Annotated in this window: 24 protein-coding genes; 10 read left to right on the top strand and 14 right to left on the bottom strand. The window is 41.7% G+C overall.

Annotation, left to right across the window (positions count from 1 at the left end; all coding sequences use genetic code 11):
- Nucleotides 1-52 precede the first annotated feature (52 nt).
- A complete protein-coding gene (locus G509_RS0113195) occupies nt 53-2,545 on the bottom strand; it encodes a YfhO family protein (RefSeq protein ID WP_026991964.1) in 2,493 nt (830 codons plus the stop codon).
- Between the two features lie 179 nt (nt 2,546-2,724).
- On the opposite strand from G509_RS0113195, the gene G509_RS0113190 reads away from it, so the two are divergent.
- The gene (locus G509_RS0113190; protein WP_026991963.1) at nt 2,725-3,222 is read left to right on the top strand and encodes a GNAT family N-acetyltransferase; all 498 of its coding nucleotides are present in this window, start codon (nt 2,725-2,727) and stop codon (nt 3,220-3,222) included.
- 42 nt (nt 3,223-3,264) lie between these two features.
- Here G509_RS0113190 and G509_RS0113185 read toward each other — a convergent pair whose 3' ends face one another.
- Both G509_RS0113185 and corA read right to left on the bottom strand, forming a co-directional pair.
- Complete coding sequence (locus G509_RS0113185; protein ID WP_026991962.1) at nt 3,265-3,963, bottom strand: DUF1003 domain-containing protein; 699 nt, start codon at nt 3,961-3,963, stop codon at nt 3,265-3,267.
- A 20-nt stretch (nt 3,964-3,983) separates the two neighbouring features.
- Entirely contained in the window at nt 3,984-5,066 is a 1,083-nt protein-coding gene (gene corA, locus G509_RS0113180; RefSeq protein WP_026991961.1) for a magnesium/cobalt transporter CorA, read from the bottom strand.
- Between the two features lie 75 nt (nt 5,067-5,141).
- On the opposite strand from corA, the gene hutI reads away from it, so the two are divergent.
- Nucleotides 5,142-6,377: an imidazolonepropionase gene (gene hutI / locus G509_RS0113175; RefSeq protein WP_026991960.1), complete on the top strand. Its 1,236-nt coding sequence runs from the start codon at nt 5,142-5,144 to the stop codon at nt 6,375-6,377.
- Nucleotides 6,378-6,423: 46 nt separating this feature from the next.
- Here hutI and G509_RS0113170 read toward each other — a convergent pair whose 3' ends face one another.
- Nucleotides 6,424-7,209: a hypothetical protein gene (locus tag G509_RS0113170; RefSeq protein WP_316931073.1), complete on the bottom strand. Its 786-nt coding sequence runs from the start codon at nt 7,207-7,209 to the stop codon at nt 6,424-6,426.
- A gap of 192 nt (nt 7,210-7,401) precedes the next feature.
- Between G509_RS0113170 and G509_RS0113165 the strand changes: the two genes are divergently transcribed.
- From G509_RS0113165 to G509_RS0113135, 7 genes are all read left to right on the top strand, one after another.
- The gene (locus tag G509_RS0113165; RefSeq protein WP_026991958.1) at nt 7,402-8,442 is read left to right on the top strand and encodes a formimidoylglutamase; all 1,041 of its coding nucleotides are present in this window, start codon (nt 7,402-7,404) and stop codon (nt 8,440-8,442) included.
- A gap of 97 nt (nt 8,443-8,539) precedes the next feature.
- The gene (locus tag G509_RS0113160; protein ID WP_026991957.1) at nt 8,540-9,817 is read left to right on the top strand and encodes a DEAD/DEAH box helicase; all 1,278 of its coding nucleotides are present in this window, start codon (nt 8,540-8,542) and stop codon (nt 9,815-9,817) included.
- A gap of 49 nt (nt 9,818-9,866) precedes the next feature.
- Nucleotides 9,867-10,181, top strand: a complete 315-nt coding sequence (locus G509_RS0113155; protein WP_026991956.1) for a hypothetical protein — start codon at nt 9,867-9,869, stop codon at nt 10,179-10,181.
- A 3-nt stretch (nt 10,182-10,184) separates the two neighbouring features.
- Nucleotides 10,185-10,457 carry a hypothetical protein gene (locus tag G509_RS0113150; protein ID WP_026991955.1) on the top strand — a complete coding sequence of 91 codons (273 nt, stop codon included), beginning with the start codon at nt 10,185-10,187 and terminating at the stop codon, nt 10,455-10,457.
- Nucleotides 10,454-11,128 carry an ATP-binding cassette domain-containing protein gene (locus G509_RS0113145; protein ID WP_026991954.1) on the top strand — a complete coding sequence of 225 codons (675 nt, stop codon included), beginning with the start codon at nt 10,454-10,456 and terminating at the stop codon, nt 11,126-11,128. Before G509_RS0113150 ends, G509_RS0113145 begins: the two co-directional genes overlap by 4 nt.
- On the top strand, nt 11,129-11,965 hold the full coding sequence (locus G509_RS0113140; RefSeq protein ID WP_026991953.1) for an endonuclease/exonuclease/phosphatase family protein: 837 nt from the start codon (nt 11,129-11,131) through the stop codon (nt 11,963-11,965). It begins immediately after the preceding gene.
- 4 nt (nt 11,966-11,969) lie between these two features.
- A complete protein-coding gene (locus G509_RS0113135) occupies nt 11,970-12,329 on the top strand; it encodes a hypothetical protein (RefSeq protein WP_026991952.1) in 360 nt (119 codons plus the stop codon).
- Between the two features lie 50 nt (nt 12,330-12,379).
- Here the strand turns inward: G509_RS0113135 and G509_RS0113130 are convergent, their stop codons facing one another.
- From G509_RS0113130 to G509_RS0113085, 10 genes are all read right to left on the bottom strand, one after another.
- A complete protein-coding gene (locus tag G509_RS0113130; RefSeq protein WP_026991951.1) occupies nt 12,380-12,814 on the bottom strand; it encodes a protease complex subunit PrcB family protein in 435 nt (144 codons plus the stop codon).
- Complete coding sequence (gene bshA, locus G509_RS0113125; RefSeq protein ID WP_026991950.1) at nt 12,811-13,944, bottom strand: N-acetyl-alpha-D-glucosaminyl L-malate synthase BshA; 1,134 nt, start codon at nt 13,942-13,944, stop codon at nt 12,811-12,813. The genes G509_RS0113130 and bshA overlap by 4 nt, the downstream gene beginning before the upstream one ends.
- Before the next feature lie 94 nt (nt 13,945-14,038).
- Nucleotides 14,039-14,497 (bottom strand): DUF1801 domain-containing protein, encoded by a 459-nt coding sequence (locus tag G509_RS0113120; RefSeq protein WP_026991949.1) that lies wholly within the window; start codon nt 14,495-14,497, stop codon nt 14,039-14,041.
- Nucleotides 14,498-14,584: 87 nt separating this feature from the next.
- Nucleotides 14,585-17,488, bottom strand: a complete 2,904-nt coding sequence (locus G509_RS0113115) for a serine hydrolase domain-containing protein (RefSeq protein WP_026991948.1) — start codon at nt 17,486-17,488, stop codon at nt 14,585-14,587.
- An 85-nt stretch (nt 17,489-17,573) separates the two neighbouring features.
- On the bottom strand, nt 17,574-18,056 hold the full coding sequence (locus G509_RS0113110; protein ID WP_026991947.1) for a hypothetical protein: 483 nt from the start codon (nt 18,054-18,056) through the stop codon (nt 17,574-17,576).
- A gap of 11 nt (nt 18,057-18,067) precedes the next feature.
- Complete coding sequence (locus G509_RS0113105) at nt 18,068-18,862, bottom strand: (Fe-S)-binding protein (protein WP_026991946.1); 795 nt, start codon at nt 18,860-18,862, stop codon at nt 18,068-18,070.
- Between the two features lie 3 nt (nt 18,863-18,865).
- Nucleotides 18,866-19,318 (bottom strand): LNS2 domain-containing protein, encoded by a 453-nt coding sequence (locus G509_RS0113100; protein ID WP_026991945.1) that lies wholly within the window; start codon nt 19,316-19,318, stop codon nt 18,866-18,868.
- A 28-nt stretch (nt 19,319-19,346) separates the two neighbouring features.
- Entirely contained in the window at nt 19,347-20,678 is a 1,332-nt protein-coding gene (locus tag G509_RS0113095) for a 4Fe-4S dicluster domain-containing protein (RefSeq protein ID WP_026991944.1), read from the bottom strand.
- Nucleotides 20,679-20,727: 49 nt separating this feature from the next.
- On the bottom strand, nt 20,728-21,720 hold the full coding sequence (locus G509_RS0113090; RefSeq protein ID WP_026991943.1) for an MlaD family protein: 993 nt from the start codon (nt 21,718-21,720) through the stop codon (nt 20,728-20,730).
- 59 nt (nt 21,721-21,779) lie between these two features.
- Nucleotides 21,780-22,958 carry an N-acetylmuramoyl-L-alanine amidase gene (locus tag G509_RS0113085; RefSeq protein ID WP_026991942.1) on the bottom strand — a complete coding sequence of 393 codons (1,179 nt, stop codon included), beginning with the start codon at nt 22,956-22,958 and terminating at the stop codon, nt 21,780-21,782.
- Nucleotides 22,959-23,081: 123 nt separating this feature from the next.
- Here G509_RS0113085 and G509_RS0113080 point away from each other — a divergent pair, with 123 nt between their 5' ends.
- On the top strand, nt 23,082-25,781 hold the full coding sequence (locus G509_RS0113080; RefSeq protein ID WP_035739168.1) for a putative LPS assembly protein LptD: 2,700 nt from the start codon (nt 23,082-23,084) through the stop codon (nt 25,779-25,781).
- Nucleotide 25,782: the final 1 nt, after the last annotated feature.

Raw genomic sequence — 25,782 nt, 5'->3', positions numbered from 1 at the left:
GTTAGACGGTTAGATTGTATCTGAAAACTGCGACTGCGACTGTAAACTAAATTTAAGCTTTTTGAGGCTGCTCTTTACTTTTCTTATTTTCAAAGTAAATACCTGCACCCAAAAGTAACAGCATAGCGATAAAGCTTACAAGCGCAATTGTACTGCCCGTTTTAACCACCTGAGGCTCAAATTTAAATTCAACAATATGTTTACCCGCAGGTATTTTTAAGCCTCGCAACAAATAATCGGCCTCAAAATGCGGTGTTAGTTTACCATCTATATAAGCGTTCCATCCGCTGGCGTAATAAATTTCAGAGAATACAGCAAGGCCGTTATTCTTATTATTAGATGTATACTTAAGATGATTAGGCTTGTATGAGTTAAGTTGTATAGTAGCCGTACTATCAACTGTAAACGTTGCCGGTGCTGCATCCTGAGCAAAATTGGTTTTATTGATAATAGCCTCGTTCTTAGAGTCGAGTGTGCCAAGGGCTTTCATCTCTTCATCGGCAGTACTAACCGCTTTTACTTTGCTTACAAACCACGCATTGCCATTAACATACGGGTTGGTAACCGGTACATCCTGGCCGTCTTGCGCCTGAACCAATATGTATTTTACATTAAGCATATCTAAGGCCGCAACGCTTTTGCCCAAACTCATGGTTTCGTGATTAAGGCCCTTTATAATATCCTGAAATTTAGGCTCTACCTGGTATAAAAATAACTGGTCGGCTTTACGTGGCCTCACAGCACTGTAACCACCAACGGCTTTATGAAAGTACGACGTTCTGCCCGCAAGCCTCCCCTGCAGCTCATACACTCTGTAGTTAGATGTATCCCTAAGTATAAACTCATCTGCCTGAGTGGGTTTAAACGGAGAATCAGCCTCACGTGCACTTACAAAGTTTTTGGTGTTAACGTAGTTCCTGTCAATTATTGCCAAATCGGCAACAAGGGCGATACCTATAATAATAACGGCTGTATTAACCGAAAGCTTATTTTTATTAGCACCCCACAGGGCACCTGCAGCAATAAGAATAAACAATGCCGAACGCCAAAGGTCTGCCGAGTACATTTCCATACGCTGCTCTCTAAGTGCCTCAACAAACACGGGGCCTACTTCGCCATAGGCCTGTAGGTAGCTGGCATCCCTGCCACCTGCAAAGCTAAAGCTGCCTTTAAATACAAATAGCAATACTATTAATCCTAACGCTATTGCGGCAGTTTTCCATAAGGCTTTAAACTGTTCGCCAGCTTCTAATTTAAAGAACGACTGCAAGCCCATAAACGCCAGTGCCGGCATACACAATTCTAAAATTACCTGAATGGACGATACAGCTCTGAATTTATCGTAAAGCGGCACGTAATCAATAAATATATTAGTTAGCGCCGGGAAGTTTTTACCCCACGACAGCAGTAACGATAGTAATGCACCTGCTAAAAATGCGTATTTAATTTTTCTGTTATCGGTAAAGAAAACTAAAACAGCCAGGAAGAAAACGATGGCACCAATGTAAGCCGGGGCCTCTACAATAGGCTGGTCTCCCCAGTAGGTTGGCACGTTAGATACAAATTGTTCGGCTTCCTGTGGCGATGCCCCCTGAGCCAGGATAAACTCGTACATAGCCGAATTTGTACCTACATTTTCTCTGTTACCACCACCAAACATACGTGGTATAATAAGGTCAAGGCTCTCTGTAACACCATAACTATATTCAGTAATATAGTCGTATTCCATAGATGATTCTGTAGTATTGGCAGATCCATCGGCATTATAGGTAAGGTCGCTTTTATTCCTGATACTCGCCTTAGTGTATTCTGATGTTGCCATAAGGCTCGTGGCATTTAACCCTAAAGCTACCAGCCCGGATATGGCAAATGTAGCAACGGCAAGCCCCAAATGCCTGTATTCTTTATTCTTAACAATTTCTATAATAAAATAAGCGCCTATTACTAAGACTAATAATAGCAGATAATACGTCATCTGGAAGTGGTTGGCGTTAATTTCCAACGCGGCGGCAAGGAGCGTTAGCAGCCCCCCAACAACGTATTTTCGCCTAAAAACCAATATTACACCTGCCACTACCAAAGGCATATACGCAATGGCATGAGCTTTAGCATTGTGCCCAACCCCCAAGATTATTACAAGATAGGTAGAAAAGCCAAACGCCAATGCCCCAAAAAAGGCTTTAAGCGGGTCTATTTTTAATACCCTAAGCAATACAAAAAAGCCTATAAAATATAGAAAAAGATAATCGGCAGGGCGCGGTAAAAAGCGCAGCACGCCATCTATTTTTTTAATGTAGTTGTGTGGGTAATTGGCTCCTAACTGGTAGGTTGGCATACCGCCAAAGGCACTGTTTGTCCAATAGGGTTCATCGCCGCCGGTGGCTTTTCTAAAATCATTTTGCTCTTTGGCCATACCGGTGTATTGCACAATGTCGCTCTGGTATATTTTTTTACCCTGTAGCACCGGGTAAAAGTAAATAAGTGATACGATTACAAATCCTATAACTGCAAGGAAATAAGGGTAAAGCTTATTGATATTTTTCATTTAAATGTTTTAATTAGCCTTTATAAAAAACGCCGTGAAGATACTCAATTTCTGCCAAATGCCTAAATACTGCCCGCATTTACTGAGCAAAAAATTGATGTGCGGTTTGCAAAAACTTTTAAAACATAGCAATGGTTGCAGTAATGCAAAATCATTTTAGAAATAATTACCTTTGCTGTATGGATATCATTATTAAGCCCGCCACTACCCAACACCTGCCTGCTATATTAGAAATTATGAATTATAATATTCTAAACAGCACAGCAATATACGATTACAGCGCAAAAACATTGCCCGACATGGAGCAATGGTTTGCCGATAAGCAGGCTGCCAACTGGCCGGTAATTATTGCCGAACAGGATGGCGCTCTTGTAGGCTATGCCAGCTATGGTACATTCAGGGTTAAGGAAGGCTATAAATATACGGTAGAACATTCGGTATATGTAGAGCCGGGCCATACAGGTAAGGGCATTGGCAATATATTACTGGCCAATCTAATAGAACTTGCCAAACAGCAAAACCTGCACTGTATGGTGGGTTGCATTGATGCTGATAATGCTGGTAGCATCGCCTTCCACAAAAAGTTTGGCTTTACCGATGGGGGAATTTTACGCCAGTCGGGTTACAAATTCGACCGTTGGCTGGATTTGCAATTTATGCAGCTTATACTGAAGTAAGCTAATTAAATATTTAAGCCCTGAAATCTTATAACGTTCAAATTATTTCTTTTCCATGCGCGATAGGATATCATTGATCATATCTACCTGCACTTTTTGTATCTCTATAAGCGATTGCTCCTGGTGTAGAATAAGGTGATCTATCTTTTCGTGCAGCATGCGTATTTCTAACTCTGATTTTAAGTTTACCATGTAGTCGTTCTGCGCTTTTTCGCGGTCTTTTTCGCCCTGGCGGTTCTGGCTCATCATAATAACCGGGGCCTGCAAAGCCGCCACACACGATAGTATAAGGTTAAGCAATATAAATGGATACGGATCCCAGCCTTTATTCGCTAATAAAAAAATATTGGCGGCTATCCAGCCTAATAGAAAAGTTACGAATATGATTATAAATGTCCAGCTTCCGCCGAAAGACGCCACTTTATCAGCTACGCGCTGCCCAAAAGTAGACGAAGCCGCATCGTCATCATCATCCGGATTATCAGATATAAGCGTCTTCTCTCTAAGCGATTGCATTACCTTGGTTTCCATCTCGTCCAGCTGGCCCAGTTCCTGCTGTAAAAAATCGGCAATGTATTTTTCGCGGTATTCGTTAAGCTCGGTCATTGCCAGGCTGCACGTATCGTCAAACTCAGGATGTTCTTTTTTAATGGCATCAATTATGGGCTTGCGCACCATATTGGCGGCTACTTTTTCTCTCTGCGGGAATTCTTTCCCGGAAATATCACTCGTAAATTTCATGTAACAATTTGTTGTAAAGACTAAAACCAGTCTTTCTTTTTAAAATAATATACCATACAAACAATGGTAATAAACATAACAGCCAACACCACATAGTAACCGTTTTGGGTATGCAGTTCGGGCATATTGTCAAAGTTCATACCGTACACCCCTACTATAAAGGTTAAGGGCATAAAGATAACCGAAAAGATGGTAAGGGTTTTCATTATCTGGTTCATACGCTGGCTTTGTGCTGCGTAATGAAAGTTAGAGGCACTGTCTAACGATGTAAGGTCGTAATCTACCTGATCCTGCAGCTCAAGGCATTTTTGGTGAAGCCTTGCAAAATACGTGTGTGTGCCTTTGTTTATATTTTCGTACTCCTCATCTTCCTTAACACTTTTAAGGTTGTAGAGCGCCTCTCGCAACGGAGTAATCGAGCGTTTTAAAAATATAAGGCTGTCTTTTGTTTTTTCAATTTCCGATATAAAATCAAAACGGGTGGTGCTTTTAGAGGCATCATTTAACGACTCTATTTTGCCCTCGTACTTTTCTATAGTTATAAAAAAGTTCTCCATAATGGCATCAAGCATCAGGTACAGCAGGTAGTCGTTTTTCTTTTTCCGAACAATGCCCGTACCGGTGCGGATGCGCCCCCGAATGTGCTCAAAATAATCGCTCTTTTTTTCCTGGAACGATACTATAACCCTGTCCTTAAGCAAAAAACTAACCTGCTCGGTCTTTACGCTGCCGCCCTCTTCTTCTGGTAAAATCGATTTTACGCTGAAAAACAATACGTCGCCCAGTTCTTCAATACGGGTGCGGCGGGCCACATTAAGTATATCGCCCACAACAAGGCTGTCTATTTTAAAAAGGTCGCCAATTTGCTTAATAAGCTCTATGTCGTGAAGCCCGTGTACGTTAAGCCATTTAGTATCATCGGCCTGCAACTCATCCTTGCATTCTTTAACTACGCGGTCTAACGATACGTTTTTGTATTCTTCATATCCTTCTTCATTAAAAACAAAAAGCTGCATTTCTACAGGTTCTGTTTTATACTCGCCGGTATATTCTAAATAGTTGGGCTGTACTTTGCGTACTTTTCTATATTCTATCCTTTTCACTAAAAAGCAAATTTGTATCCTATAAATATAGGAGTTTTTTAAAATGCATTCTTATTTTTACAAAAAGTTTAATTTATGGGTATCCTTATCATTAATATAAAAGAATTACTGCAGGTTCGAGAAAGCGGTTTAGACAAAGTTAGTGGTGCCGATATGGCGCAACTGCCTGTGCTGCAAAATGCATGGCTGCACTTAGAGAATAACACAATTGCCAATTTTGGCACTATGGATACCTGCCCCACCCTGCCCGATGCCCGGCTTATAGATGCTACAGGCAAAACGGTATTGCCCACCTGGTGCGACAGCCACACCCATATTGTGTATGCCGGCAACCGCGAACAGGAATTTGTTGACCGTATTAACGGCCTGAGCTATGAAGAAATTGCCAACCGTGGCGGCGGTATACTTAATTCGGCAAAAAAGCTAAATGAAACTACCGAAGACGAATTGTTTACCCAATCGCGCTTGCGATTAGAGGAAGTTATGCAGCAAGGCACGGGTGCCGTAGAGATTAAATCGGGTTACGGACTTACCGTTGATGGCGAACTTAAAATGCTGCGCGTTATTAAACGCCTTCGCGAGGCATATCCTATAGCTATTAAAGCTACCTTTTTAGGCGCGCATGCTTTTCCTAAAGAATATAAAGAAAACCATGCCGGTTACATAGATTTAATTGTAAATGAAATGCTTCCGGCTATAGCCGAAGAAAACCTGGCCGATTATATTGATGCTTTTTGCGAAACGGGCTACTTTTCGGTTGCCGAAACGGAGCGTATTATGGACGCCGGTAAAAGATACGGCATGAGGGCTAAAATTCACGTTAACCAGTTTACTGCCATAGATGGTATTGCAGCCTGTGTTAAGCATGATGCCGTGAGTGTAGACCACCTTGAAATTTTGACTGATGAAGATATTGAAGCCCTAAAAAACAGCAACACCATGCCGGTGGCATTACCCACATGCTCATTTTTTATAAGCATACCATATACCCCTGCCCGTAAAATGCTGGATGCCGGCCTTCCGCTTGCCCTTGCAACCGACTTTAACCCGGGTACAACGCCATCGGGCAATATGAATTTAGTTGTAGCAACTGCCTGCATTAAAATGAAAATGACCCCCGAAGAAGCCATTAATGCCGCCACCATAAACGGCGCTTATGCTATGGGCCTAAGCAGCAGCCACGGCAGTATTACCATTGGCAAAAGTGCCAGTGTTATTATTACCAAACCGCTTAGCTCGTACTATCAGTTACCTTATGCTTTTGGCAGCAACTTAATTGATACTGTTATTATTGAGGGAAATGTTATATAAACAAAAAGAGCCTCATAAGAGGCTCTTTAATATAGTTTAACAAGTACTATTTAAGTGTAAAAGTAGTGTTGCCTACTAATTGGTCTTTATCAAAAACGTTTACAGTGTAAAGGCCTTTTGCAAAATCTTTACCGGCAATAGTTTCGCTAACTTCCATAGTTTTACCTTCGTAAATAGCGTTGGTAATAAAGCTGTAAGTTAGTGTATACTCACCAAATACTTCGGTTTTCTTTTCGCCAACAACATTGTTTTTGCTGTCTATAACCTGAATGTAATACGTTTTGTTACCTGCTTTTGCTACTTCGTTAGCTGCAAGTGTAAAGCTGATTTTGAGTACATCTACACGTCTTGCTTTCTCTGTAGATACCAGTTTACCAGAACTTTTTTCTTTAAAAGACTGTGTTTTAAGGTTAAGCACCTGTACTTTGGCAGCTTTTTCAACTGTTCTGCTCAGGTTCTCGTTTTGAGACATAAGCGTATCGTTGTAACGCTTAGTTTCGCCAAGAGCGGTCATTGTACTGTCACGCTGCGTAGTAAGCGTACCATTTTCCTGCTTCAGCTTGTTGTTTTCGGCAATAAGGTTATCCATATCGCGCTTAAGCCTCCTGTAATCGTCTTTGTAACGTTGTAATGCCTTAACATCACCTTTAGATTTCTTTACTTCGGCAATTAAACTCTCAATTTTAGCGCGTTCGGCAATAAGCTCTTCGCTAAGTCCTGTGTTTTCTGCTATGGCAGCATCATAATTTGCCTTGGCAGCTTTAAGGTCGTTTAACAGGCCTTCTTTTTCAGATACTAAAGTTTTTTCGGTCTTCTCGCTATCTGTACTCATCTTGTACATATAAGCTAAACTTCCCACAAGTAAAATTGATAATACAATGATAATTGCCTTTAAACTTGAATTGCTTTTTTGGTTTTCCATCTTAAATTATTTTTTTCAAATTTATATATATTTTAATAGTCCGTTTCCTTTTTAACGAAAAATTAAAGAAAAATAGTATTTTTGACCACAACAATAACAGTCATGGAAAATATCATAAGGTTCACTCAGGCCGACCTAACTCGGTATACCTCACAGCGTAGCGGTGAAATTAAGTTTGGCGAACGCATACTTACACTTACTAACGATGCCACTGTTTTTGAAGACATAGCCGCATCTGAAGCCGAATTTGTACTTTTTGGCATACCCGAAGACATTGGGGTGCGTGCTAATTATGGCCGCCCGGGTACGTCTTTGGCATGGGAAACCACCCTAAAAAACATTGTAAACCTGCAGCACAATAAGTTTTGCAAGGGCGGCAGGCTATTAATTTTAGGTCAGCTAAACGTTACCGATGCCATGCATCAGGCAGCCCTGGCCGATGCCGCTACAAAAGAAGGTCGCAAGCAATTAAGCGGGCTTATAGAAAAGATAGATAAAGATGTATCTCATATTGTATGCCAGATAGTTAAGGCAGGCAAAACGCCAATTATTATTGGCGGTGGGCACAACAATGCGTATGGCAATATTAAGGGCACGGCACTGGCAAAAGGCAAGCCCATTAATGCTATTAATTTTGATGCGCTTACTGATTTTATGATGCTCGATGGCCGCCATAGCGGTAACGGTTTTTCGTATGCTTTTGAAGAGGGCTTTCTTAAAAACTATTTTGTTTTCGGGCTTCATGAAAATTATGCCTCTAAGGGTATAATGGAAAGCGTTAAAAAGCATACCGAAAGGATAAAATTCAACACTTACGAGCAAATTGCCATCCGTAAAGAGAAGAGTTTTTCTGAAGAAAAAGAAAAGGCCCTGGAGTTTATCCGCGAAGATTTTTTTGGTATAGAAATAGACCTTAATGCTGTGTTGAATACCGCAAGTAGCACCATGACCCCTAGTGGTTTTAGCGTAGAAAAAACAAGGCAGTTTGTACATTATTTCGGTAAGAATCATAACGCTGCTTACCTGCACATTTGCGAGGGTGCTCCTAATTTTGGCGATGAGCACAACCCGCAGCTTACCGGCAAGCTAATTGCCTGCCTGGTAACCGATTTTATAAAATCTAAAGAAATAAAGAGCCTCTAATTAAAAGGTAAACCCCATCTTACAGCACAAGACTGCCCAAAAAGGCGTATATTTGCGGCATATTAGCGCTAACTGCTAAGTACTTAATACGTTTTAAATGAAATTTGAAGATCTTAATTTACTAAGAAATATACAACAGGCCCTTACCGAAGAAGGTTACGAGAGCCCTACCCCTATACAAGAGCAGGCCATACCCATTATTATGGAGGGTACTGACCTTGTTGGCTGTGCGCAGACCGGTACCGGTAAAACCGCTGCCTTTGCAGTGCCTATTATACACAATTTACACCGCATTGTAGGCTCGGCCACAAAAGTAAAATATATTCGGGCGCTTATTGTTACACCAACGCGCGAGCTTGCCCTGCAAATTGGCGAAAGCTTTGACACCTACGGTAAATACACCAACATTCGCCAGCTTACCATTTTTGGCGGTGTTAACCAGGTATCGCAAACAGATCAGCTAAGAAAGGGTGTCGACATACTTATTGCTACGCCGGGAAGGCTTTTAGATCTGCACAAACAGGGCTTTATTAAGTTTGACCACCTGCACACCCTTGTATTGGATGAAGCCGACCAGATGCTGGATATGGGCTTTATTAACGATGTAAAGAAAATTATTAAGCTTACGCCCGATAACAGGCAAACCCTTTTATTCTCTGCAACCATGCCGGTAGCCATTCGTGAGCTGGCCGATACGTTTCTTACCAAGCCACAGTACGTTTCGGTTGCACCGATATCGTCAACAGCAGAAAAGGTTAAGCAACAGGTTTATTTTGTAGATAAAGGCGACAAGCGCAAGCTATTGTACCACCTTATACGCAACGAAAGCCTGGATAATGTGCTTGTGTTTACACGTACTAAACATGGTGCCGACAATGTAGTTAAAGCCCTTAAAAAGAATGGCGTTGAGTCGGGTGCCATACACGGCGATAAATCGCAAAACTCAAGGCAGCGCGTGCTTGAGGCTTTTAAAAATAAAGAAATACCTGTGCTTGTAGCTACCGATATTGCTGCCCGTGGTATTGATATTGAGAGCCTGCCGTTTGTTATAAACTTTGATTTACCTAATATTCCTGAAACCTACGTTCACCGTATTGGCCGTACAGGCCGTGCCGGTAACAGTGGTTTGGCAATATCGTTTTGCGCTAAAGATGAGAAACCGTATCTTAAAGATATCGAGAAGCTTATCCGTATGCAGATAAAGGTTATAGAAGGCCACCCTTACCCTTACGGGATGGGCGAAGATGCCGAAAAAGAAGGCCAAAAACCTGATTTAAGGAACAAGCAGCCTAAAACCGGACAGGGAGGCAATCAAAAGAAAAACAATTCTAGGAAGTCTGAAGCTTCTAAACAAAATAAAAAACGCTGGTACTAACCGGCGTTTTTTTTTATTAAATTTGGGTGTAACCAAATAATACAAACCAATGAGCATTGTTTACCACTACGCTACTGTTATAAAAGCAATTGACGAACTTAGAGAAAAAGGCTATACCGAAGATTTTAACATCCAGGAAAACTGGCTGGAATACCATTCGGGTAAGTTTAGCCATGAGGAGTTCGAAATTACCCACATTTATTTTTACGAAGGCGACAGCAACCCAGATGACGAGGCTACTGTATACGGTATCGAGTCTGCATCGGGTGTAAAAGGTGTGCTTGTAACAGGCAACGATGCATTTCCCGAAAAAGTTTCGGTAAAAATTGTAGACAAACTTTTGGTTCATAAAAAAGACAAGTAATAAGTGATTCCTAAAGCTTTCTGGAATTACTTCCTTACCATTAACCTGTTTAATTTTCCCGCTTCTGCCCTTGTGGCAATTTCGGGTTTACAATGGTTCCCCATTTCCTTTTGCACTTTTGGGCTGGGCATGGGGCTTTTGGCATACCATACATTTTATAAGCAGCAGTATTACTTTTATTATAACCTTGGCTATACCAGGACAAGGCTGGCTGTAATGGTTTTTATCTGCAACCTGGTAATTGCTATACCGCTCATAATACTATTAAGCTTATGAATACGCTAAAAGTTACAGAGCTTAGCAAAACGTTTGCAAGTAAGCGTGTGTTGGATTATATTGCTTTAGAATGCAGCACTGGCGATGTTTTAGGAATATTTGGCAGCAATGGCTGTGGTAAGTCTACACTGCTTAAAATACTTTTTGGCACCATTAAAGCCGATACTATACGTATGGAATTTAACGGTAAGCCTATAGCGGTTAAAGACGTAATTCCGCAACAAACCATAAGTTACCTGCCGCAGGACCCTTTTTTACCAAAAGGATTAAAAGTCAGGGATGTTATTCCGCTTTACTACAAAGGCGATTTACAGGACAAGATATTTTATGCGCCGGGAATATCGAAAATGGCTGCAACGCAGGTGGGCAAACTTTCTATGGGAGAACTGCGCTATCTTGAGTTGCTGTTGGTTGGCAATTTAAGCCATCCGTTCCTGATGCTCGACGAACCTTTTTCTATGGTTGAGCCGCTTTATAAAGAAAAGATCAGGGAGTTTTTAACGCAGCTATCGGCAACTAAGGGTATTATTGTAACCGACCATTATTATAAGGATGTGCTTTCTATAAGCAACAAAAACCTATTGGTAAAAAACGGGCGCATGGTTACCATTACTAACCAAAACGAACTTGCAGCACTGGGCTACCTGCCTGCCGCCAAAACTGTATTATAAATGAAAAAAATACTTACTATAGCTTTTAGCCTTTTGGCAACAACGCTAACAATGGCACAAAACATTAAAGTTATAACCTATAACCTTAGGTTAGAAACAACGACCGATGGCGATAACCAATGGAATAACCGTAAGGCATGGTTAGCGCAGCAGGTGCTGTTTTATGAGCCCGATTTTATGGGTGTGCAGGAAGCATTGCCACAACAGGTGCACTACCTGGACAGCACTTTTGTAAATTATAATTTTATAGGCGTAGGTCGAGACGATGGTAAAAACAAAGGCGAGCATTCTGCAATATTTTACAACAGCAAGAAATACAAGGTAGTGCAACAGTCAACCTTCTGGCTATCGCAAACACCGGATAAACCTTCTTTGGGTTGGGATGCCGCCTACAACAGGGTATGCAGTTATGGCTTGTTTGAAGATATAAAAACCAAACAGCGCCTATGGGTATTTAATACCCATTTTGACCATGTTGGAGATGTAGCACGTGTAGAAAGCGCGAAACTTATTCTTAAAAAAATAAAGGAACTTAATACCCAAAACCTGCCTTTTGTACTTACAGGAGACTTTAACCTGGAAGATATAAGCGAGAGCATAAAGCTCATAGCATCGGCAGTAAACGATAGTAAAACAGTTGCCAAACAGGTTTTTGGACCCGATGGTACATTTAACAATTTCGAGTTTAACAAACCGGTTACCACCCGTATAGATTACATTTTTACCGCTAAAAATAAAATTACTGTAAATAAATATGCTGTTTTAAGCGACTCTAAAAATTGCAAATACCCGTCAGATCATTTACCGGTATATGCAGAACTTTCTATAATAAAATAAACACATGGATACACAAACTCTAACCAGCCTTATTACAAATAAAGAATTTGATGCTTATAAAGACGGGCTTGCCGCACGCTGCGATACAGAAGGCATTGACTTTCATTACGAATATGCTAATGATAATTCATCTTTTACCATTTGGATGAATTTTGGGAACATACCCACCACAATCAAAATAAGTACCGATGGGTTAATGACTTTTACCTATTTTAAAGGTGGGTTAAAAAAACAGGAACAATTTAAAAACTTTACTGCTCAAGACTTCGAAAACCTGAACGAAAAGGCTTTTATATACTTACGTGATGGAGACCTTGACACCAATAACGAGTGGTATGCAAAACTGGAAAAGCTTGCTGAATAACAGCAAGCTTTTCTAATTTATTGACAATCGATATATTTTAGGAATATACCTTATTCCGGTTTAGCGTTTTTGGTAAACTCCACCTTACTGGTTTTAGGTATCAGGGCTATGCAATACGGCTGTGTTAGCATCATAGTAGCCATATCCTGTGGCTTTGTTTCTACTATTTCTACAAAAGCGGTATCGTTGTTTAGCATTACTTTATCTACTGCTGTACTATATCCACCCGTGCTTTTCTGTCCCATAAATATAGCCACTACGCTATTTTTAGTAAAGTCTACAGTGGGCACATCGGTCATTTCCAACTCTTTATACAAAGCTACTAATTTTTCCTGAGATTTAATCACTTCGTTAGACGCCTTTTCCCTGCTGCTATGGCTCTCCTGTTTTAAAATTTCGAAGGTACCCACCTCTGGTACAGATTGTGTGGTTTTGCACGATGTAACTACTACAAAAGCAACTATTAGAGTAAATAATTTTTTCATACAAATTGTTGTTTTAGCGCCCTGCGGTATATTTGTTCGTACATAGGCATTATTCGTTGAATATCAAATTCTTTAGCCACTTCCAAGGCATTGGCTTTAAATTGGGCAAGCTTAGCTTCGTTAGATAAAATAGATATGGCCTTTTCTGCCATCCCCATCACATCGCCAACATCGCTCAGATAGCCGGAGTAACCATCGCGGTTAACTTCGGGCAAACCGCCGCTGTTAGACGATATTACCGGTACACCCACCGCCATAGCTTCTAAGGCAGCAAGGCCAAAGCTTTCGGTTTGCGACGGTAACAGGAAAAGATCTGAAAAACAAAGTATCTCGTTAATCTCGTTGCTGTTTCCAAAAAATACCACTTTATCGGTCAGCCCAAGCTGTTCTACCAGTTTTTCGGCAGGTTCGCGCTCGGGTCCGTCGCCCACCAACATTAAGCGTGCAGGTATCGATTTCTGGATCTCGTTAAATATTTTAACCACGTCTGGAATACGTTTAACTTCCCTGAAGTTACTAATGTGCGTAACAATTTTTTCGCCACCGGGGGCCATCATAGCACGTTTGCACGGCACGTTGGCCGATTTCTCCTGGTTTACCTCAATAAAATTCGGAATAACATAAATTTCCCTCTTAATATCAAAAAGCCTGTAGGTTTCGTCTTTAAGGTCCTGTGATACCGATGTAACCACATCAGAGTGGTTAATACTGAAACTAACCGCCGGCTTATAGAACGGGTGGTTGCCCACAAGGGTGATATCTGTACCGTGAAGCGTAGTAACCATAGGTATTTTTATACCCTGCTCTTTAAGCATTTTCTTGGCCATATAGCCCGCATACGCGTGTGGTATGGCATAATGCACGTGCAGTAGTTCTATGCCGTAGAGTTTAACCATATCTACCAGTTTGCTCGATAAAGCAAGCTCGTACGGCTGGTAATGAAACAGAGGATATTCCGGTACGTGTACTTCGTGATAATGTAAGTTGGGGTTTAACAAGGCAAGGCGCACGGGCTGCCTGTAAGTAATAAAGTGTATTTCGTGACCCCTGCGGGCAAGTTCAAGGCCCAATTCGGTAGCCACAACACCGCTTCCGCCAAAGGTGGGGTAACATACTATTGCGATTTTCATAAAAAAGTATTCAAAATAAGTAACGAAATTAACTAAAAAAAACGGCCTAAACCGTTTTTATAGTATAATTAACGTAAAAATTGCCTTCCAAAAATCAGCCCTTCTTAAGTGTAGATTCGTAGCGTTCTATCCATTCCTGCATGGTCATTTTAGCTACCAGCTGGCCAATAAGCTCATACGGAATTAGCGACACATTTTTAAACCGAACGCAGCCTTTACCCATATCCAGTTTATTTTTTACATGTTTAGGATATTCGGCAACAAACCAGTCGTTTATAGCCTTATCAGCATACAGGCCCATGTGGTAAAGCGCTATAAAATTCTTTTGCGATGCAATGCTTAAAAATGGCAGTGGTGTTTTAGGGTCGCAATGGTAGCCTGCAGGATATACCGAATGCGGCACCGCCCAGCATAACATTCCGTAACCCATGCCCTCTTTAAAGCCTTCCGGCAGATGGGCAACAATTGTATCCCTAAGTTTTTGCATAGCGGCTTTCCTGTCTTCCGGCAGAGACGCTAAATACTCCTGTGGTGTAGCTGCGGTACTTTGCATTTTTTTATAGTTGTTGATTGATGGTTGTCGGTTGTTGGTCTAACTCAGAGTCGGTCCAGACAACTGACAACCATTAACTAACAACAATTATTCTATAATCGCGTCCTGTATTGCTTTTTGTATATCTTCCCTAATATTATTTTGAGACAGCCTATTCTCTGCTGCTTCCGGGTAGGTACGGTTAGAAAGAAACACGTATACGATTCCTGTTTCCGGGTCGGCCCAGGCCATAGTGCCGGTAAAGCCGGTATGCCCAAAGCTCGATTTAGAAACGCATCCGCAGGTTGGCCCCGATTTTTCAATCTGTGGCTTATCAAAACCTAAACCGCGCCTGTTGCCTTCTTTACAATCGTAGCAGGTATTAAAAGTATCAAATGTTTTGGCAGAAAAATACTGCTTACCGCCATAGCTGCCTTTTTGCAGGTACATTTGCATTATCTTGGCAACATCCATAGCATTAGAGAACAAGCCCGCATGGCCGGCAACCCCATCCTGCATGGCCGCAGCCATATCGTGCACGTAGCCCTGTATTACCTGGTAACGGAAATAATTATCTACCTCTGTTGGCGGTATAACGCTCATATCAAACTTGCGTAGCGGATTGTATGTAGTGTTAGAGGCACCAAGCGGTTTGTAAAAAGCCTGGTCGCTTAATACATCCAATGTTTTTTTGGTTTTGCCTTCAAGATATTCTTTCAACAGTATGAAAGAGAAATCGCTGTACTTATATTCTTTTTTAGGAAGCAGTTTGCTCTCTGCAATTTTTTCGATCATTATGGTAGGATAATCTTCTCTAAGGAAAAGGTTATCTGCTACCTGGTGCGGATATTCCGGACTGTACATTTTTCTGTAATACAACGAATCCGGATGCTTTAAGCTATCCAGTGTTTGCTGGTAGAACGGCAACCATGGCTGAAAACGTGCCTGGTGCAAAAGCATGTCTTTAAGCACAATATTTTTTTTATCGGTCTTGGCAAAAACAGGCAGCATGTCGCCCAGTTTCTCGTCAAGCTTTAGCTGGCCTTTATCGTACAGCTGCATAATATTTGGCAATGTAGACAGCATTTTGGTTAACGATGCCACATCATAAATGTCAGTATCTTTAACTTTAACATCATTATCATACGTATGGTAGCCAAACGACTTTTGGTAAATTACCTTACCGTGTCGGGCAACAAGTACCTGCAGGCCGGGTGTCATTTTTTCGCTAATGGCACGTTGGGCAATCAGGTCGATCTTACTTAACTTAGCCGAACTCAGCCCCACATTTTCGGGCGTGGTAAAGCCCAGCCTGTCGATCTTCTTAGTAAAAATGCCATCGTTAACCCTAAAGGCCGTACCTATAGAAACCGGCGATTTACCCTTTGAGCCTAACGCCCCAAAAATAATCTCGGCAGCAACGGTCTGGGCAATGGTATTGTTTTGATAAGCCAAAACAACGCTCTCTATATTTTTGTAATTCTTTATTTTAGATAATACGTACGGCTTGGCAAAAACAGTAAGTATTACCTTTTTGTTCTTGGCAATAGTATCCAGCCACTCCAGTTCTTTAGTGCTAAAATCGTGTTTTTTCCAGGCGCCGTCGGCTTTATGATAGCCCACAATAACCGTGGTGTAGTCTTTAAGCTTTTGGGTAAGTACTTTAAGGGTATCTTCTTTAACCTCGTCTATCCGCGTATATTTTTGAAGCGATTCCAGGAAACCGGCCCCATCATCATCGCCCATTTTTACATAGGCTATGTTTTCGTTTTCAAGTTGAGCAACCGGCACGGCCTCTTCATCATTCTTTAAAACGGTAACTGCATTTTCGTACAATTGGTAGTTAAGATCATCGTACTGGCTGCCGTTAAGTTCTGAATACAGATTGGTTAAATCTACAGGTTTATATTTGTTAAGCCCTATCCTGTATTTATAGGCCAGTATTTTTTTAACCGAATATTGCAGCCTTTCTTCGCTAAGTACGGTATCAGTGTATGCCTGACGGAATTTTTCAATCGCTAACGGAACGTTCTCTGCAAACAACAGCACATCGTTACCGGCAAGAAACGCCTCAAGGTCTATATCGCCGGGCTGCATGTAGCCACTGGCACCCTTCATATTAAGGGCATCGGTAAAAATAAGGCCTTTAAAGCCCATTTTTTTCTGAACCAGGTTGGTAACAACATTGTAGGATAACGATGTTGGCAAATTAGGCGTAGGCTCTAAGGCGGGCACGTTAAGGTGCGCCACCATAATGCTCGACATGCCTTCGTCAAACAGCCTTTTATACGGGTACAGCTCTATTTCTTCGAGCCTTTTTTTATCGTACGGAAGATAGGGCAATGCATAATGCGAATCGGATGCGGTATCGCCATGCCCCGGAAAGTGCTTGCCCGTTGCATACACGCCACCGTTTTGTATGCCCTGTACCAATGCCGAAGCGCGGTTGGTTACATTGTTTTTATCTTCTCCAAAAGAGCGGTTGCCAATTATAGGATTATCAGGGTTGGTGTTGATATCTACTACCGGTGCAAAATTAAAATGGATGCCCATGCGCTTTGCCTGCTGTGCCATCTGGTAGCCCTGCTTTTCTATAAGCGATACATCCTGCACCGCACCAAGTGTCATATTCCAGGGGTAACGATAGGTAGAATCCAGCCTCATGCTAAGGCCCCATTCTGCATCTATACCTACAAATAAAGGTAATTTGGATTCTTTTTGATAGCGGTTGGTAAGCTTAGCCTGCCTAACCGGGCCACCCTGAAAAAATATAAGGCCACCAATTTTATAATCGGTAATAAGTTTGTCTATGCCTTTTACGTGCGATGCATCTTTGTTAGAATAGGCTGCAACCATAAACAGCTGCCCCACCCTTTCGTCAAACGAAAAGGAATTGTAAACACTATCCGTCCATTTTTTTTCGGCGGGCGACTTATAGTCGTCAAAAACAAGTGCCTGCTGTGCCGATGCCGCCTGCATTGCGAATAAAAATACGATGACAAAAAGCCTCATTAATCCTACGGTATTATTAAATAATAAATCATCACTACTTTTGCATAGTGATGATTTTAAATTGTTCTCTATTAAAGATATATGCTTAAAAAAATCGGCTATGCCAGCTCTCTGATGCAGGCACTTCCCAAAATTCCTGGTACTCGCCTACCGTATTTACGAGATTATTAAACACAACGGTGTTAGCCGATACCGATTTATCTTTAGCCAGCTTTTTAAACTCTATTAACGGCTTGTGCGTAATATGCTCGCCCTGCTTAAAGGTAACGTTCATTTTATCTAAAAGGTCTACACCATACTTGCTTTCCAGCGATTGTATAAACTGCACAGATGCATCTATAGAACAGCCTGTTGCAGCCTGCGTTACCTGGTTAATAGCTATTACAATAAACCTGTTGTATTTTAACTGGTACGATGCCTCCAGACCCGAGCCGTGTGCCGCCCAGTTTTCAAGAAATTGTTTAAGCGATGTTTCTATCTCAGCAATTTCTTCGTCAGAAAATTTCCTGTTAGACTGGTAAATCCATATCCTGGATTCTTCGGGCAATGTATCAAATTCAACGTACATAATTATCTTTCTTATAAATCCTTTGCATTGGCAATTAATTCTGCCACATCCATTACTTTAATATCATGCTCCCTGTTTTTAGCTTTAACGCCATCAGTAAGCATTGTGTTGCAAAACGGGCAGCCCGCTGCAATAATTTCAGGCTGAGTTTCAAGGGCATCTTCTGTCCTCTCCACATTTACATCCTTATTTCCCGGTTCCGGCTCTTTAAACATCTGGGCACCACCGGCACCACAGCAAAGGCCGTTACGGCGGGATCGTTTCATTTCAACCAGCTCGGCATCCAGTTTTTCTATAAGATCGCGGGGCGCCTCATAAATATTGTTTGCCCTACCTAAATAACACGGATCGTGAAACGTAATTTTTTTGCCTTTAAACTGGCCACCTTCAACAGTTAGCCTGCCATCATCCAGCAACGATTTTAAAAACTGGGTATGGTGCACTACTTCATAAGTACCGCCAAGCCCCGGATATTCGTTTTTAATGGTATTAAAACAGTGCGGGCAAGCCGTTACTATTTTTTTTACATCGTAGGCATTTAAAACCTCTATGTTTGCCATAGCCTGCATTTGGAACAAAAACTCGTTACCGGCCCTTTTAGCGGGGTCTCCGGTGCAGCTTTCTTCTGTTCCTAATACGGCAAAAGGCACCTTGGCACTATGTAATATCTTTACAAATGCCTTGGTTATTTTTTTAGCGCGGTCATCAAAACTACCCGAACAGCCCACCCAGAATAAAACTTCCGGCTGCTGCCCTGTAGCCATCATATCGGCCATTGTAGGAACTGTAATATTTTCCTGAGTCATAATTTAATCTTCGTCGTGCTTACCATCATCAAAAACCTGAATGGTAACCTCTTTTTCAATTAAGTTTGTAAACCTGCCCCTGTAGCGTGTGGCTTTAACAAGGTGGTTATCTATCCAGTGGTAGTTACCCCCACGCGGTTTGCCCATTAGCATGCCGTGGTATTTAAAGCCGTGCTCTTTAAGCCACGCCTCTGTAACTTCGCGGTGTGCCTCTGTACGCGAGGTAAAGAAAAATATAATGTGCCCTTCGTCATACCAGCCATTCAGCGTTTCTAACGCATCAGGGTACACTTCGGCAGTAACCATTCTTTCGGGTTCCTCATTCGGAATATCGTCGCAAATTGTACCGTCTATATCTATCAGGTAGTTTTTAATGCCCGGAGGCAAAACAGGGCTTAAGTGTTCGCCATTTTCTGTAATTGGCTGAAGGTTCTTGTCGATATCCTCGTTTTTCATCGTTGTACAACTTTAATCTTTATTCTTCTTATAATTCTTCTTTCCAGTTAAGCCTGTCCATCTGGCTGTACTGCCATGGCGCACCGTTGTTTTCTATATTGGTCATCATGCCGTTAAGCTCTTTAGGCGCAGCACTTTGCTCCATAACAAGAAAACGCCTCATATCCATAATAATAGACAACGGATCTATATTTACCGGGCAGGCCTCTACGCAGCCGTTGCAGGTAGTGCACGCCCAAAGTTCTTCGGGGGTTATGTAGTCGTTTAATAACGATTTACCATCATCAACAAACGTGCCTTTATTTTTATCGATGTTCCGCCCTACCTCTTCAAGTCTGTCGCGGGTATCCATCATTATCTTTCTTGGCGAAAGTTTTTTACCGGTAAGGTTGGCCGGGCATGATGATGTACACCTGCCGCACTCGGTACATGTATAGGCATTTAGAAGTTGCACCCAGTTAAGGTCGTGCACATCGCTGGCGCCAAATTTAGCCGGTACTTCGCCTTCAGCCGGGGCAGGCTGCGCAGCAAACGGGTCGGCGTTAGGGTCCATCATTAACTTAACTTCGGCTGTAACCGAATCTAAATTTTCAAATTTACCTTTAGGGTCGAGCCTTGCAAAATAGGTGTTAGGAAAAGCCAGTAAAATGTGTAAATGTTTAGAGAAGTACAGGTAATTCATAAAAGCAAGAATACCCGTAATGTGAAGCCACCAGGCAATCCTTTCGATTACCATAACAGTACCAACAGACATGGTGCCAAATATTGGCGATATAAATCCGGAGATTGGGAAAGAGCCTGCTTTAATAAAATGCTCTGCGCCTGCTGTTTGTAAATGGAAGTCGGCGGCATTCATGGTAAGGAATAGTACCATTAATACAGTTTCAAAATAAAGAATGATGTTAGCATCGCTTTTTGGCCAGCCTTTAAGGTCGCCGTGGGCAAACCTCCAGAGCTTGATAACATTACGGCGTATCCAGAAGGTTACTACTGCGAATATTACCCCAAATGCCAGTATTTCGAAAAAGCCTATTAAGAAATTATAGAACCCGCCCATAAACGAGAAGATCCTGTGGGTACCAAAAATACCGTCTATTATAATTTCAAGAAGTTCTATGTTAATGATAACAAAGCCTACATATACTATGATATGCAACGCCCCAGATACCGGCCGGCGCACCATTTTAGACTGCCCAAGGGCAATCATGGCCATGTTGTTCCATCGGGCACCGGGATTATCAAACCGGTTAATACTCCTGCCCAGTTTAATGTTACGCCATAACTTTTTAACGTTAATGGCAAAGTAACCAAAACCAATGGCAAGTAAAATAACAAACAGGATGTTGTCTATGTAACTCATATAATAAAGGTAAATAAACCTTTGTAGCTAAATGATGCTGTTCTCTCTTTTATTCAAGCTTTTTTTCCTCTGCTTTTTGGTCTTCAGCTTTTTCTTCGGCAGGCTCTACATACGGAGTTCCTTTTTTACCAAAAACCGATAAATGTATGTAGCGTTTAGGGTTGTTCTTAACATCTGCAAGCAGTTGTTTAAGCTCTTTAGACGCACCGTTAAGGTTGTTGTACATGGCATCATCTTTAAGCAATTTGCCCAGTGTGCCTTTACCCGCCTCAACGTCATTCATTATCTTATCTACATTAGCCAGGGTTTTCTCCAGTTTTTTAACTGCTTCGCCCAAATTGGCATTATTAATAGAATCTGATATTTTGGCAAAATTAGCACTTGTTTTATTAAGATTTGCTAATGTAGCATCAATATTTTGTTTATTTCCTGCAATTACCCCATTTAAGCTGTGCGCAGCACTATTAAATTCTTTCATGGTATTGCTCATTTCGAGTATGGCAACACGCAGGTTTTGCTGGGTTTGCCTGTCAAAAACATTACTTAGGTTGTGCAATAGGCTATCGGCAGTTACAACGGTAGCCTCTACTTTAGTTTGAAGTGGCGACAGCTTATCTCCTACCACACTAAGCATACCCGGTTTAAGCACACTACGAAGGTAATCGCCATCGGCAGCAAGTTTAGGGTTTTTAGTATCGGGGGTAATGGCAATTTGCTTACCGCCTACAAGGCCAAGGCCGGGCTCATATAATGTAGCCGAACTTGTTGTAGATATAGGGAAATCGGTCTTTACCTGTAATTCTACCAAAAGGGTGCCTTGTACGGTATCTCTAAAAGTTATAGAATTTACCTTACCAATAGTAAGGCCGTTTAGGGTTACAGGTGCCGATGGCGCAAGGCCCTCTACATCATTATAAATTACGTAAAATGTTTTGTAGGAATTAAACAGGTCTCTTCCTTTTAAAAAGCTATAGCCCCAAATAAATAATAAAATAGATACTATAACTAATATTGCCGTCTTTGCTTCTCTTGTTACTTTCAAAACAGGTTGATTTTTTAACAAATGTAAATTAAATATATTACTAAAGTGTGAATATTATTCTAAAGCTTGTTTAAAGCTTCCTGCACCGTAATCTTTTTTCCGTCTTTAAAAGCAACCACAAAAGCCGATGTATAGCCTTTGGCTTTGGCTTCTTCTAAAAGCTCGCCACGTGCCGCAGCATAATCGTTGGTAGCGCCATAAAAATATTTAATTACAGATGTACTGCTGTCTTTAGTTATACTGGTTAACCCTTTAAAGTTAGAAGGCGTTAATGGAAGGTCTTTACTGCTTGCCGATATCTGTACCTTAAATACTATACCGGTAGCTGCACCCGCAGTTGGCTTGCTTTCGGCAGGTTTGGTTTCGGCAGGTTTTGGTTTCGTCTCAGCCGCTTTAGGTTTTTCGGCAGGCGTGTTTACCGCTGCAACGGGCTCTTTATTATCATCTTTATCATAATTAATGTTGCCGCCGGCCGTAAAATATTCCTTTTTGTACGACAGGATGCTCTTTGCAATAGCCTGCGCCATTTCGTTCTGGCCGCTTTCAGAGTTTAGGTACTCGCCTTCCGGCTGGTACGATACAAACCCTAACTCTATAAGTATACTTGGCATGGCTGTTTTATGCAGTACCCAAAAAGGTGCCTGCTTAACGCTCCTGTTCTTTCTTTTTAAACCGTTGGTAAAATTATCCTGAACCTTACTGGCAAGATCTATACTAAGGTTAATGTTTTCTTCCTGCTGTATGGCTATACCTATTATAGTCTCGGGAGCATTTGGGTCGAAACCAGAGTATTTTTGTTTATAATCATTCTCCAATATTATAACCGAGTTCTCCAATTTCGCAACTGCTAAGTTAGATGCATTTTTTGTCGGACCTATAACAAACGTCTCAGTACCAAAAGCCACTTTTTTAATTTCGCCGTTGCAATGTATCGACACAAATAAATTTGCATCGGCCTTGTTGGCAATATTAGGGCGCTCTGTAAGCTCTATAAAAACGTCGGTTTTGCGGGTGTAAACCACCTGTACGTTTTGGTCTTCTAATATCTTGCCTACTTTTAAAGCTACGTTAAGTGCAATGTTTTTTTCTATAAATCCATGATATATTGCACCGTAGTCTTTACCGCCGTGGCCTGCATCCAGCACCACTTTAAATTTAGGGTTGCCCTGGCCAAAAGATGTGCCGCAAAATATAATAAAAGTAAAAAAAGCCAGTTTTAAATTCATGTTTCCTGTCATTGCTGTTCTGTTATTTCGCTGCTTGTGTTATAATTGCAATTAGTGATTAATTTTGCCAAAAATATTGTAAGTTTGACAACTCAAAAAATAAGCCATACTGATACAAAAATAGTATTAAAACCATTGCGTACAAACTTATTTCATATCGTTTTACTATCATTTGTCCTAACTTTAGGGAGCATTCGGGTTTCGGCACAGGAAGTTCCTGCTAAAAAACCGGCAATACCCGCTGTACAACAGCCTGATAGTATACCCCCTGTTCCTGTAACCGCCGTTATAGCCGACACTACTAAAATTGTAACCGATACCATTAAGCCCGTTAAAAAAAACGGACTGGATGCCATTACTACGCGTAGTGCCGATGACTATGAGAAGCTGGACCAGAGAAAAAAAACGCTTACCTTATATAATAAAGCCGAGCTGCACTATAAAGATATAGAACTCAAAGCGGGCATTATTATTATGAATTACGAAAAAGACGAGGTTTTTGCCGGAAGGATAAAAGACTCTCTTGGCAACTATACGCAACAGCCCAACTTTAAGCAGGGAACCAATGTGGTTGAGGCCGACTCGATACATTTTAACACCAAAACTAAAAAGGCAAGGGTTTGGAATTCAAGGTCGGACCAGGGTGAGTTTACAGTTTTTGGCGAGGTTACCAAAAAGGAAAACGACTCGGTTTACTTTATGAAGAATGCGCGTTTTACCACTTCTAAAAATAAAACCAACCCCGAATATTATTTTAAGGCCCGAAAAATAAAACTCGTGCCCGGTAAAAAAGTGGTTGTAGGTGTAACCAATATGTACATTGCCGATGTGCCTACGCCTTTGGGTTTGCCATTTGCGTTTTTCCCGATGAGCAACACGGCCGAATCCGGTATAATTATGCCTACTTATGGCGATAGTAACTCGCGGGGGTATTACCTTCAAAATGGTGGTTACTACTTTGCACTGAGCGATTTTTACGACCTTACCGTTACCGGAGATTACTACACCAACGGTAGTTACGGCCTTAGGTTTGAAACCAATTATGCACAGCGCTACAAGTTTAACGGTAACTTTAATGTACGTTTTGAAAATATTGTAAACAGCGAGAGGGGTTTCCCGGATTATTCGCGCCAAAAAAACTACAACATACAGTGGAGCCATAGCCAGGACACCAAGGCCAGCCCTAACTCCAGGTTTTCGGCCAGTGTTAACTTAGGTTCCAGTAAATATTTCCAGCAGTCGTTAACTACGGTAAACGTGGGGTCTACGCTGGTTAATAACATGAACTCGTCTATATCGTACTCAAAAACGTTCCAGACGGTGCCGCAGGTTAACCTTTCGCTTAGTGCCACGCACAACCAGAATACGCAAACAGAGGTTATAAACATGACCCTGCCTACCCTGCAGGCCAGTGTAGACCGTGTTTACCTTTTTGCCCCGGCCGATGCCAGCAAAAAAGGCCTTATAAAAAACATTAACTTACAATACAACCTGCGTGGCGAGAACAGGATATCTACGTACGATTCGTTATTCTTTAAGCCTCAAATGTTTAGAGATGCTAAAAGCGCCATGCGCCACACTATACCTTTAAGTACCAACTTTAAGGTGTTTAAATATTTTAGTGTATCGGCCAGTACTACGTATGAGGAAACCTGGGTTATGAACACCCAGCAAAACCAATACCTTGTAGAGCAGGATACGGTTATAAACCGCGATGTAAAGGGTTTCGATTCGTTCAGGACGTATAACTTTTCTTCGAGCATTGGTACAACCATTTACGGTACCTTTAATTTTGGCGAGGATAAAAAAATACAGGCCATTCGCCACGTAATGCGTCCGTCGGTATCGTACAGCTACACACCAAGTTTCGACCAGTATTACGATACGTATCAGTTAGATTCGTCTGGCCTTAATTATGCCTCATATACCCGTTTTGCCAATGGCGTTTTTAGTGCACCGGGGCAAAGTTATTCTAACAATATTGGCCTTGCCGTAAACAATACTTTCGAAGCCAAGGTTAGAGATGATGATGAGAAAGCTACCGAACCTAAAAAGGTGATGCTGCTTAACAACTTAAACCTGAGTACCAGCTACAACATGGCAGCCGACTCGCTGGCGTGGTCGCCCGTTCGAATTTCGGCCGGTACCAACCTGTTTAAAGAAAAAATGAACATTAACTTTGGTACTACCCTGGACCCGTATGCTATAAACAATTCGGGACAAAGGATAGATACGTACAATATTAACAACGGCGGTAGCCTTTTTAGGCTTACAAGTGCCAACGTTACCATGAGCTACTCGGTTACCAGCGAAGACGGAAAATCGGGCGCAGGTAAAGACGAAGACAGCCAGACTGCCCGTAACGGTGGCCGTACCGACGATTTATTTGGCCGTGCAACAGACCTTGCCGATAGCAGGCAGAGCTTGTTTAACGAAGACGATGAAGACGAGGACAAGAAAAAGAAAGACGACTCTAAAGGTGGCTTCTACAACGCAAAACTACCGTGGGATTTGCGCTTTGCCTACTCGCTAACCTATGTTAACAACAGCCGCGAAAACCGTATTAGTGGTAACTCTATAATGGTATCGGGTAACGTAGATGTTACTCCACGCTGGAAAATGGGCTTTTCGTCCGGTTACGACTTTGTACAAAAGGGTGTTACCTTTACCCAGCTTAGGTTTGAGAGAGACCTTTTAAGCTGGAGGATGGATTTTAACTGGGTTCCGTTTGGCGATAACACCTATTGGGGCTTTTTTATTGGTATAAAATCATCTGTACTTAGCGATATTAAATACGATAAGCGTAAAGTGCCAGACCAGACCGTTGGTAACTAAT

The organism is Flavobacterium subsaxonicum WB 4.1-42 = DSM 21790 (assembly GCF_000422725.1).
Taxonomy (GTDB): Bacteria; Bacteroidota; Bacteroidia; order Flavobacteriales; family Flavobacteriaceae; genus Flavobacterium; species Flavobacterium subsaxonicum.
The sequence above is the reverse complement of the archived record's forward strand: the minus strand, read 5'-3'. Positions and strand labels throughout refer to the sequence as shown.

Coding starts and splice junctions, on each gene's coding strand:
- G509_RS0113140 (WP_026991953.1), top strand. CDS start 11,129: ATGAAAAAAATACTTACTATAGCTTTTAGCCTTTTGGCAACAACGCTA.
- G509_RS0113130 (WP_026991951.1), bottom strand. CDS start 12,814: ATGAAAAAATTATTTACTCTAATAGTTGCTTTTGTAGTAGTTACATCG.
- G509_RS0113165 (WP_026991958.1), top strand. CDS start 7,402: ATGGAAAATATCATAAGGTTCACTCAGGCCGACCTAACTCGGTATACC.
- G509_RS0113160 (WP_026991957.1), top strand. CDS start 8,540: ATGAAATTTGAAGATCTTAATTTACTAAGAAATATACAACAGGCCCTT.
- bshA (WP_026991950.1), bottom strand. CDS start 13,944: ATGAAAATCGCAATAGTATGTTACCCCACCTTTGGCGGAAGCGGTGTT.
- G509_RS0113170 (WP_316931073.1), bottom strand. CDS start 7,209: ATGAGTACAGATAGCGAGAAGACCGAAAAAACTTTAGTATCTGAAAAA.
- G509_RS0113095 (WP_026991944.1), bottom strand. CDS start 20,678: ATGAGTTACATAGACAACATCCTGTTTGTTATTTTACTTGCCATTGGT.
- G509_RS0113145 (WP_026991954.1), top strand. CDS start 10,454: ATGAATACGCTAAAAGTTACAGAGCTTAGCAAAACGTTTGCAAGTAAG.
- G509_RS0113135 (WP_026991952.1), top strand. CDS start 11,970: ATGGATACACAAACTCTAACCAGCCTTATTACAAATAAAGAATTTGAT.
- G509_RS0113195 (WP_026991964.1), bottom strand. CDS start 2,545: ATGAAAAATATCAATAAGCTTTACCCTTATTTCCTTGCAGTTATAGGA.
- G509_RS0113105 (WP_026991946.1), bottom strand. CDS start 18,862: ATGACTCAGGAAAATATTACAGTTCCTACAATGGCCGATATGATGGCT.
- G509_RS0113100 (WP_026991945.1), bottom strand. CDS start 19,318: ATGAAAAACGAGGATATCGACAAGAACCTTCAGCCAATTACAGAAAAT.
- G509_RS0113155 (WP_026991956.1), top strand. CDS start 9,867: ATGAGCATTGTTTACCACTACGCTACTGTTATAAAAGCAATTGACGAA.
- G509_RS0113190 (WP_026991963.1), top strand. CDS start 2,725: ATGGATATCATTATTAAGCCCGCCACTACCCAACACCTGCCTGCTATA.
- G509_RS0113085 (WP_026991942.1), bottom strand. CDS start 22,958: ATGACAGGAAACATGAATTTAAAACTGGCTTTTTTTACTTTTATTATA.
- G509_RS0113120 (WP_026991949.1), bottom strand. CDS start 14,497: ATGCAAAGTACCGCAGCTACACCACAGGAGTATTTAGCGTCTCTGCCG.
- G509_RS0113185 (WP_026991962.1), bottom strand. CDS start 3,963: ATGAAATTTACGAGTGATATTTCCGGGAAAGAATTCCCGCAGAGAGAA.
- G509_RS0113110 (WP_026991947.1), bottom strand. CDS start 18,056: ATGTACGTTGAATTTGATACATTGCCCGAAGAATCCAGGATATGGATT.
- G509_RS0113115 (WP_026991948.1), bottom strand. CDS start 17,488: ATGAGGCTTTTTGTCATCGTATTTTTATTCGCAATGCAGGCGGCATCG.
- hutI (WP_026991960.1), top strand. CDS start 5,142: ATGGGTATCCTTATCATTAATATAAAAGAATTACTGCAGGTTCGAGAA.